The sequence below is a fragment of the Segatella copri genome, from assembly GCF_009495355.1.
Taxonomy (GTDB): Bacteria; Bacteroidota; Bacteroidia; order Bacteroidales; family Bacteroidaceae; genus Prevotella.
On the sequence record NZ_VZAD01000026.1, the window covers coordinates 1 to 1,834 of the forward strand.

General features: G+C 34.8%; 3 protein-coding genes. All 3 read right to left on the reverse strand.

Translation table 11 applies throughout. From position 1 onward, the window contains the following. Window positions 1-216: hypothetical protein (locus F7D20_RS13005; protein WP_228114084.1), on the reverse strand; the 216-nt coding region annotated here is incomplete at its 3' end. A gap of 260 nt (window positions 217-476) precedes the next feature. Beyond that, complete coding sequence (locus F7D20_RS02855) at window positions 477-980, reverse strand: hypothetical protein (RefSeq protein WP_089542656.1); 504 nt, start codon at window positions 978-980, stop codon at window positions 477-479. Next, window positions 977-1,834 (reverse strand): RHS repeat-associated core domain-containing protein (locus tag F7D20_RS13180; RefSeq protein ID WP_194253477.1); only part of this gene is annotated, 858 nt, incomplete at its 5' end. The genes F7D20_RS13180 and F7D20_RS02855, both read right to left, overlap by 4 nt.

Genomic DNA, 1,834 nt, shown 5'->3' on the forward strand with positions numbered 1-1,834 from the left:
TGTCTCACCAAGCAGAGATAACTTGGCGACACGCATATTCAAGTCATACACGTTTTTACGCCAAAAGTGTGTCTCTGCGTTCCTGCTCTCCATCCTGCTTCTGTCGCGCCATTCAAATAGGTCGATTACTATGGTACATCCTACGACGATGGTGACAATCGTTATGCCAATAACCATCCATCGGCAGACATGCCCGGTCTGTTTCTTGTGTTCCATTTTGTTGCTGATTTTTTATAATTCTACTACATTTTGATATGATTTAATTTGTTTGAACTGGCAAAGTTACGGTTGGAATGTCACAATCAAGAATTTTCGCAGCATTTATAACAACTTTTATGGAATAAAGACCTTTATGGGAATGCGATGAAGATGGAGAGGGTTGCAATCATACAATTGGGCATACAAAGACCTTTGTATAATATCTTATAAAAAGGGACTGGGCCATTTCACACAATCCCTTTTTGAAAGAATTTTAATTAGTCTATATTGACTTCAGCTTTATAGCTCTGATAAATTTCTCCTCTATTATTGTATTTAAATAGAAAAGCCGAAATAACAGGCGATCCATAAATGCCAACCATTTTATCTTTTGGTAGGATGTCGCATCTTATCATTCCTTTATATGGCTCCGAAAAATTTGCTATATACATACAAGAATCACAAGTTTCAGGACCGAATATAGATAATAAAGCTTCAGAATATGTTGGAGCGTTCCAAATAAATTTTTTCTCTATTCGATAAGACCAGAGAATTTGTTTGGTCTGAGTATCAACCATATCTGAAAAAATATCCCAATCAAGATCATAAATCGAATCTGAAACACACAGTTCTTTTGAATGGTAATAAACTTGCAGAATATCAAATGCCATATTTATAGCTCTCTGCTCATTTTTATTACCATAAATGATATTCTGAGCTGCTATCGTCAAAGAAGCCCCCAAAATGCACATCAAAAAGAATATTCTCATAATGATTCTCATTTTGTTTTAATATAATGAGCCTTTTTCCCCATGGAACTATTGTACTTCAACGAAGTTAAAGCCGATTCATTAAAAGGAATAATATTACCTTCTTTTGTATGGATCGCTTTATAATTTAACCTTTCTCCATAATTAAACCCTTGTTTGTTGAGTTCATTGCGGATTATATTCATGTTATCAACAACTGGTCCAGTTCCAAAAAGTTCTGTAGAATCATGATAGTCTCCACCTATTGTTGTATGATGAAGTTCATGTAAGAAGTTCATGCCAAAACCAAGCGTATTGCCATCTACACCAACAGCACCTTTAATCATGTTACTGATTTGCTCAAAACTGAGACCTATTTGAGTTCCAGATGTAACAGTACGTTTAGCATGATAGGATACTTCTATCTCGGTTTTGTTGTCAATCATTTTTATCAAGAAATTCCTTGCAGTTTTACTTCCTGCATCTATTTCTTTTCCTTTTTTGTTGGTAATCTTATTAACAATAGGTTTTCCTTTATCATTTTTAGCATATTGCAACTTGTTATCCTTGTCCAAACTGAGTTGTAATCCCGTTTGAGAAGCCAAATCTTTTATTACAGACTGAGTTGTTGACAATTTAAGTTGTTCATCAGCCAAACGAACTTTTGTCATATCAATTTCCATACCTGTAGGATCTGTATATTTCAGCGGATTAGAAATAACATAACAATACGTTGACACATTGGAATATTTTTCTTCTTTGGGATCTATAGAAAGCCAAAGACTCAACCTCGGATCATAGTACCTCGCTCCATAGTAATACAATCCTGTCTCCTCATCGAATTCCTTCGCATTGAAAAGATAAGGTGTATTCCAAATGTTGTTGCG

Coding starts and splice junctions, on each gene's coding strand:
- F7D20_RS02855 (WP_089542656.1), bottom strand. CDS start 980: ATGAGAATCATTATGAGAATATTCTTTTTGATGTGCATTTTGGGGGCT.